The sequence below is a fragment of the Bradyrhizobium sp. genome (genome assembly GCF_052389815.1).
Taxonomy (GTDB): Bacteria; Pseudomonadota; Alphaproteobacteria; order Rhizobiales; family Xanthobacteraceae; genus Bradyrhizobium.
The window spans coordinates 1-7,260 of record NZ_JBQTHN010000246.1; the positions used below are offsets into that span (position 1 = coordinate 1).

The 7,260-nt window shown below is 64.9% G+C and carries 5 protein-coding genes; 3 read left to right on the forward strand and 2 right to left on the reverse strand.

The window, feature by feature from the left end:
* Positions 1–105: 105 nt before the first annotated feature.
* A complete protein-coding gene (locus ACT4OC_RS31505; RefSeq protein ID WP_444842975.1) occupies positions 106–876 on the forward strand; it encodes an SDR family NAD(P)-dependent oxidoreductase in 771 nt (256 codons plus the stop codon).
* 250 nt (positions 877–1,126) lie between these two features.
* Here ACT4OC_RS31505 and ACT4OC_RS31510 read toward each other — a convergent pair whose 3' ends face one another.
* On the reverse strand, positions 1,127–2,353 hold the full coding sequence (locus ACT4OC_RS31510) for an FAD-dependent oxidoreductase (protein ID WP_444842976.1): 1,227 nt from the start codon (positions 2,351–2,353) through the stop codon (positions 1,127–1,129).
* Between the two features lie 315 nt (positions 2,354–2,668).
* Positions 2,669–4,186 carry a caspase family protein gene (locus ACT4OC_RS31515; RefSeq protein ID WP_444842979.1) on the reverse strand — a complete coding sequence of 506 codons (1,518 nt, stop codon included), beginning with the start codon at positions 4,184–4,186 and terminating at the stop codon, positions 2,669–2,671.
* Positions 4,187–4,590: 404 nt separating this feature from the next.
* Here ACT4OC_RS31515 and ACT4OC_RS31520 point away from each other — a divergent pair, with 404 nt between their 5' ends.
* Complete coding sequence (locus ACT4OC_RS31520) at positions 4,591–6,066, forward strand: DEAD/DEAH box helicase (protein ID WP_444842977.1); 1,476 nt, start codon at positions 4,591–4,593, stop codon at positions 6,064–6,066.
* A gap of 122 nt (positions 6,067–6,188) precedes the next feature.
* On the forward strand, positions 6,189–7,260 hold a 1,072-nt coding region (locus tag ACT4OC_RS31525), incomplete at its 3' end, for a GGDEF domain-containing protein (RefSeq protein WP_444842978.1).

Below are 7,260 nucleotides of genomic sequence, written 5' to 3' on the forward strand. Positions count from 1 at the left end.
TGCGCGGGTTTGACCGGTGAATCAATAAATATTCAAATTTTTCTCGCTTAGATTAGGTTTGGCCGGTACAACCCCGGCCATGACGAGGAAACAAGGACACAAACAATGAAATCTCAACCCTTCGATCTCTCCGGCAAGGTCGCGATCGTGACCGGCGGCAATGGCGGCATTGGGCTTGGCATGGCGCGGGGGCTGGCGGACGCCGGCGCCGATATCGCGGTGGTCGGCCGCAACGAGGCGAAATCGGCTGAAGCCGTCGAGGACCTGCGCAAACGCGGCGTCAAGGCGATTGCGGTGTCAACCGACGTCACCGACAAGGCCGCAGTGAGCGCCATGATCGAGCGGGTCGGCAAGGAGCTCGGCCGCATCGACATTCTCGTCAACAACGCCGGCACCAGCATCCGCAAGCCGACCCACCTGTTGGAGCTCGATGAGTGGAACACGGTGATGGACACCAACCTGACCAGCGCCTTCCTGTGCTCGAAGGCCGCCTATCCCGCGCTCAAGGCATCCGGCCACGGCAAGGTCATCAACATCGGCTCGATGATGTCGATCTTCGCCGGCAGCTACGCGCCGGCCTATGCCGCGAGCAAGGGCGGCATCGTGCAGTTCTCGCGCTCCTGCGCCTGCGCCTGGGCCCCCGACAACATCCAGGTCAACGCCATCCTGCCCGGCTGGATCGACACCGATCTGACCAAGGGCGCGCGCCAGCAGGTCGCCGGCTTGCACGAGCGCGTGCTTGCGCGCACGCCCGCGGCGCGCTGGGGCGACGTCGGCGATTTCGCAGGGATCGCGGTGTTCCTGGCTTCGCCGGCGTCCGACTTCGTCACGGGCACTGCGATTCCGGTAGACGGTGGGTTCTCCGTGATGTCGTGACGGGCTTGCTTCACCTTTCCCCGCCCTTCTGCGGGGAGAGGTCGACGCCGAAGCGCAGCGAAGGCGGAGGGTGAGGGGCGATCCGCGAAGATTGCCACACGACCGCACCCACCGAATCCTCGACTCAAAAGATCGAGTCGGAGAGACCTCTTCCGCGGAGATGCCGTGCCCGGCCCCTCACCCGGATTGCATCTATCGATGCAATCCGACCTCTCCCCGCAGAAGAGCGGGGAGAGGTGAACCGAAAGCGCTAGCCACCCGCCGCCGGCGAATGGACGTGCTCGGGACGCACGCCGATCGCGAGGAAGCGAGCGGTGATGCCCTGCAGCCAGGGGATGGCGGTGATCAGCCGCATCGGCAGCGGCGCCTTCAGCGGTTGCGTCCCCGGCCTCAGCGCCCGGCTGACGATGTTGTCCTGTGCGACCACCTGCATGCGCTGGGTCACCTTGACCGGAAACTCGCGCCGCGCCTGCACCGCATCGAGTTCGGCTTCGCTCGGCGCGCCATTCTGAAGCTTCGCCGCAAGCAGGTTCGCGGCGGCGACCGCGTCCTGCACGGCGAGATTGACGCCGACGCCGCCCATCGGGGACATCGCATGGGCGGCGTCGCCAATGCAGAGTAGCCCGGGCTGCGCCCACTTGTGCAAGCGGTTGATGACGACCGTCAGCAGCTTCATGTCGTCCCAGCTCTTCACGTCGGATATGCCCGACTTCAGCACCGGCGCCATCCGCACGATATCGTCGAGCAGCGCCGAAAGCCCCCTCGCCTTCACCGCCTCAAAGCCGCCCTTGGGAATCACAAAAGCGCACTGCCAGTAATCGCCGCGGTCGAACGTCACCATCATCTTGCCGGGATCGACTCGCGCAAAGATCTTCTCGGTCTCGTTCGGCGCCTTGCCGGCGCGAAACCACAGCACGTCCATCGGCGCGCCGATTTCATGAACCTCGAGCCCTGCGCGCTCGCGCACCGTCGAGTGCCGGCCGTCGCAGGCGACCGTCAAATCCGCCTCGATGTCGATCGTGCCGTCCGGCGTCCTGACGCGCACGCCGTTGACGCCGTCTCCGGTGCGGATCAGGTCGATTGCCTCGCTGCTCATCATCACCTTGAGCGAAGGAAAGCGGCTGCCGGCCTCGCGCAGAAAATTGAGAAAGTCCCATTGCGGCATGAAGGCGATGAAGGGGTATTTTGTCTTGAGTCGGGTGAGGTCGGCGACCTGTACCCGGGTGCCGGCGAAAATGCCCTGCATCTTCTGCAAGCGCTGATGCGGCAGTTTCAGGAAGCCATCGATCAGACCGAGCTCGTCCATCACCTGTAGCGTCGAGGGATGCACGGTGTCGCCGCGGAAATCGCGGAAGAAGTCGGCATGCTTCTCCAGCACCACCACGTCGACGCCGGCGCGTCCCAGCAGATAGCCCAGCATCATCCCGGCCGGGCCGCCTCCGACGATGCAGCAGCGAACTCGAATCGATTGCGCCATAGCTACCTCCGGTAGCAGAGCATACGCCAAATGCACGACTTCGTCATTGCGAGGAGCGACAGCGACGACCCTTCTCCGCTTGCTACGCAAGCTTCGCAGGGCTCGGAGTCCGCCGACGCTCGGAGAGCGAAGGCGGAAGCAATCCATCTCGCCGCAATCGGATTACTGTAGGGTGGGCAAAGGCGCACTTGCGCCGTGCCCACCTTCACCAGTGTGCTCGCGAAGGTGGGCACGCGGAGCTGTCATCGGGCGCGCATTCGCGCGACCCGTTGGCTTTGCCACCCTACGGCTCTTCGCAATGACAGTGGGGCGGAGTCACCGCCGGAACGTCTTGATCTCCGACACGCTGCCGTCGCGATAGGTCAACTCGATCGAAACCGACTTCGTCGCAGGCGAAAGCTTGAGGTACGGGTTGGCGTCGTGCGGGATGGCGCTGGGATCCCTGGGATTGCAGGCGGGCATCTTCAGCACCTTGTCCGGCACCGCGCTGTCGATGCCGATGCGGGCCTCGCGGATCGCGCAGCGGTAGGACATCAGGTGCGTGTAGTAGACCAGCAGGCCGTTGTAGTCGCGGAACGATAGCCAGCTGGTCGCGGTCATGTCGAGGATCTTGCGCTGGTCGCGCAAGAGCGCGGCCTCGGGATCGAAGCGGACCGGGAACGGGCCCTGCATTTCGCCGGAGCTATCTACATAGCGCACCTGGATGGTGGTTGCGCCCTGGTCGGCGCTCAGCTCGATCGAGGGATTGGACATCCGCTTGCGGGTGCGCGGGTCGAGCGTGTCGATGAAGCCGGTCTCGCGGAATTCTCCGGCATCGCCCAGCCGCCAGGAAATCCCCAGCGTCGGATCGGCAATCGAGAACACCACGGTCCAGCCGCCGTTGTGGCGCGAGAAGGCGGCGATCGGTGCATTGACGGAATCGTTGTGCGGAGCGATGCGCTGCACCTGCGTCAACGCCGCCACCTGCTGCGGCGGCTCGGCGGGCTTTGCGGCGACCGCCGAAGGCTCGGACTTCTGCTCGGACTTGGGCTCGGCTTTCGCCGTGCCGTTGAGGAAGACGTCGTCGACCATCTGGTCGAAATAGACCGGCACCTGCTTGTGGCGCACGGTTTCCGCGGACTCGCTGACCAGACGGCGCGTGCGCTGCGCGACCTGCACGAGGTTGAGGCCGGGCTGCGTCAGCTCTTTCGCAAAGATGCGGGTGAACACCGAATTGGGGTTGGCGTCGTCATTGGAGAGGCGGTCGAGCGCGGTCTGGCGCGGGCCCGCCGCGAACACCGAGAACACGCCCTCCGGCAATTGCGTCATCGGCGCCAGTCCGCCGCCGCCCGCGACCGCACGGGTGCCGGCGCGCTCGAACGGGTTGTTGCGGCAGGCGTCGAACACCAGGATCGCGGTGCGCGCCTTCTTGTTCTGCAGCCGCTCGATGATGCGGTCGGCGAGGACGGAGGAATCGCGCACCAGCTCTTCCTGCCCTTCGGTCGCCGCCGGCACGTCGGTCGGCAGCAGAAAATTCTGCCCGGCGATCTCGAAGCCGTGGCCGGCGAAGAAGAAGAAAGCGGTATCGCCCGGCTCGACCGCCTTGTCGAAGGCGAGCAGCGTCTGACTGAAAGCCTGGCGGGTCTGGTTCTCGGCGACCATCACGGAAAAGCCGAGCTGCTTGAGCGTATCGCCCATGGTGCGGGCATCGTTGACCGCCTTCTGCAGCTTGGAGACGTGCTTGTAATCGTTATTGCCGATCACCAGCGCCACGCGCTTGGCGGCATGGGCCGGCATGGCCAGCATGATGCCGGCGGCCGCGATGCAGAGGGCGGCCGCGTTCTTCCAATTCATCCAGTTCATCGCAGAAATCCCCGCCTGCGCCGCGCCTGCGGCGTATGGGCCCGACGCCCCGATAGTCGCCCTGATAGTCGCTGGACGTGGATGCGAGGTTCAGCCCCCTGCCCGTTGGCCGCCATGTTGTCCCGCCGTTTGAAGGCAAAATGACGAAAAGACGCTTATTTGTGCGAAAGCATTAAGGTTTTTGCCGCATGAGGCCAGTTCCCAGATTGACTTTGGCCATTTCGACCCTATGTTCCGGCTCAACGCGGCCCTCGGTCGAAATACGATTCCCTGGGTTAGCCGCTCGTCTGCGTAAGTCAGAGCCCCTGAGCTTCCTTAAAAGCACGCCGTTTCCGGGGTTGAACGCGACAGCCTTTTTACCTTCGATTCCAAACGGCGGGTCGAACAGAGGCTCAATGTCTTTTTCCAATCTCGGTTTGTCCGACAAGGTGCTCGCCGCAGTCGCGGCAGCCGGTTACACCACCCCGACCCCCATCCAGGCACAGGCGATCCCCCACGTCCTCGCGCGGCGCGACGTCCTCGGCATCGCGCAGACCGGCACCGGCAAGACCGCTGCCTTCGTCCTGCCGATGCTGACCATCCTCGAGAAGGGCCGCGCCCGGGCACGCATGCCGCGCACCCTGATCCTCGAGCCGACCCGTGAGCTTGCCGCGCAAGTCAAGGAGCAGTTCGACAAGTACGGCGCCGGCCAGAAGCTCAACGTGGCGCTGTTGATCGGCGGCGTTTCCTTCGGCGACCAGGACTCCAAGCTGATGCGTGGCGTCGACGTGCTGATCGCCACCCCGGGCCGTCTGCTCGACCATACCGAGCGCGGCGGCCTGCTGCTCACCGGCGTCGAGCTGCTGGTGATCGACGAAGCCGACCGTATGCTCGACATGGGCTTCATTCCCGACATCGAGCGCATCTGCAAGCTGGTTCCCTTCACCCGGCAGACGCTGTTCTTCACCGCGACGATGCCACCGGAAATTTCCCGCATCTCCGACACCTTCCTGCACAATCCCGAACGCATCGAAGTCTCCCGCCCCGCAACCACCGCGACCGGCGTGTCCCAGTTCCAGGTCCCGGGCGGCCGCGAGGCCCATCAGAAGCGCGAGGTACTTCGCCGCCTCTTGCGCGAGGCCAAGGATCTCAACAACGCGATCATCTTCTGCAATCGCAAGCGCGAAGTCGCCGTGCTCTACAAGTCGCTGCAGAAGCACGGCTTCGCCGTCGGCGCCCTGCATGGCGACATGGATCAGTCGGCCCGCACCGCGGCGCTCGATCAATTCCGCAAGGGTGAAATCCCGCTGCTGGTCGCCTCCGACGTCGCCGCCCGCGGCCTCGACATTCCCGCGGTCAGCCATGTCTTCAATTTCGACGTGCCGCATCACCCCGACGATTACGTGCACCGCATCGGCCGCACCGGCCGCGCCGGCCGCGCCGGCACCGCGATCTCCATCGTCACCTCGCTCGATTCGAAATCGATCGCGGCGATCGAGAAGCTGATCGGCCAGAGCATTCCGCGCGCCGAAGGCGACTACGCAGTTGCCGCCGCAGCGTCCGAGGACAGCGAGCATCCGCGCGAGCCCCGCAAGCGCGATCATGGCCGCGACGGTTCGCGCGGCGGCCGCAAGCCGCGCCGTGAGCGCGGCGAGCGTCATGGCAATGAACGAGCCGGCAGCGAGCGAGCTGGCGGTGAAAGAGCTGCCGGCGAACGTCACGCCGGCAAGGGCGGCCGCCGTTCGGCGCCGCAGCCGCAGGCGGCGGCTCCATCGGAGGTGCCGTCGATCGGCCGGCCCGAGCCGCGCCGTATTCCGCGAGAGGAAATTGAACCTGCGGATCATTCGCACCTTCCCGCATTCCTGCTGCGGCCGGTGCGCGCGCGCGTCTGATAGCGTACCAACGGCCGGTCCATGTTTACCGGCCGTTCATTCTCCTCCGATAGCGTAGGCTCGTTGATTTAGTAATTGCTGCCGGGTACCGGGCGGCACCGCGCGCTATTGGGGACGGATCGGTGGTCAAACCGCTTGACGAGCACGAACGCACGCTTGCTTACGCCGAAATCGCGCTCGGCCAGATCAAATCGCTGCGCCAGACCGCAATTCCCCGCAACTACGAAATCTGGTATGTCTACGCGACGGGTTACAACGCTCCCCTCAACAAGATCATCAACGAGACGCTGGCGCGCAACGGCAAGCTGAGCGAAAGCGATCTCGAGCAGATCTACGAGACCTATCTCTCCCAGCTGAAGACTTCCGATCGCATCGACAAGGTCGGTGCGCGCGTGATCGGCGAGATCGACGACGTGATGAAGCTGATCACGGAAGCGCTCGGCGTGTCCTCGAGCTATGGCGCCAGCCTCGACGGCGCCAGCCAGAAGCTCTCCTCGGTACAGAATGGCGAGCAGCTCAACGCGATCGTCGAGCAGCTGGTGAAATCGACGCGCGAGATGCGCGAGACCAACAAGGCCCTGGAAGAGCGGCTGTCGCTGTCGAAGCACGAGATCAACGACCTGCAGCACAGCCTGGAAGCGATCCGCGCCGAGAGCCTGACCGATCCGCTGACCGGCCTCGGCAACCGCAAATATTTCGACCGCTCGATCGAGGCGGCGGTGACGGCCGCGCTCGCGAGCGGCGAGCCGCTGTCGCTCCTGATGTTCGACATCGACCACTTCAAGTCGTTCAACGATTCCTATGGCCATCTCACCGGCGACCAGGTGCTGCGGCTGGTCGGCATGTCGCTGAAGCAGACCATCAAGGGCCAGGATATCACCGCGCGCTATGGCGGCGAGGAGTTCGCGGTGGTGCTGCCCAATACGGGATTGCGCCAGGCGCTGACGGTTGCCGACCACATCCGCCGCGCGGTGATGGCCAAGGAGCTGAAGAAGAAATCGACCGGCGAGATTCTGGGCCGCGTCACCATCTCCGTCGGGGTGTCGCTGCTGAAGGCGGGCGACGACACGGACTCGCTGATCGAGCGCGCCGATGCCTGCCTCTACGCCGCCAAGCGAAACGGCCGCAACCGCGTGATCTGCGAGCTCGATCCGGAATACGCCGCAGAGGCGCGGGACCAGAGCCAGGTGGCCT

Coding starts and splice junctions, on each gene's coding strand:
- ACT4OC_RS31515 (WP_444842979.1), bottom strand. CDS start 4,186: ATGAATTGGAAGAACGCGGCCGCCCTCTGCATCGCGGCCGCCGGCATC.
- ACT4OC_RS31505 (WP_444842975.1), top strand. CDS start 106: ATGAAATCTCAACCCTTCGATCTCTCCGGCAAGGTCGCGATCGTGACC.
- ACT4OC_RS31520 (WP_444842977.1), top strand. CDS start 4,591: ATGTCTTTTTCCAATCTCGGTTTGTCCGACAAGGTGCTCGCCGCAGTC.
- ACT4OC_RS31510 (WP_444842976.1), bottom strand. CDS start 2,353: ATGGCGCAATCGATTCGAGTTCGCTGCTGCATCGTCGGAGGCGGCCCG.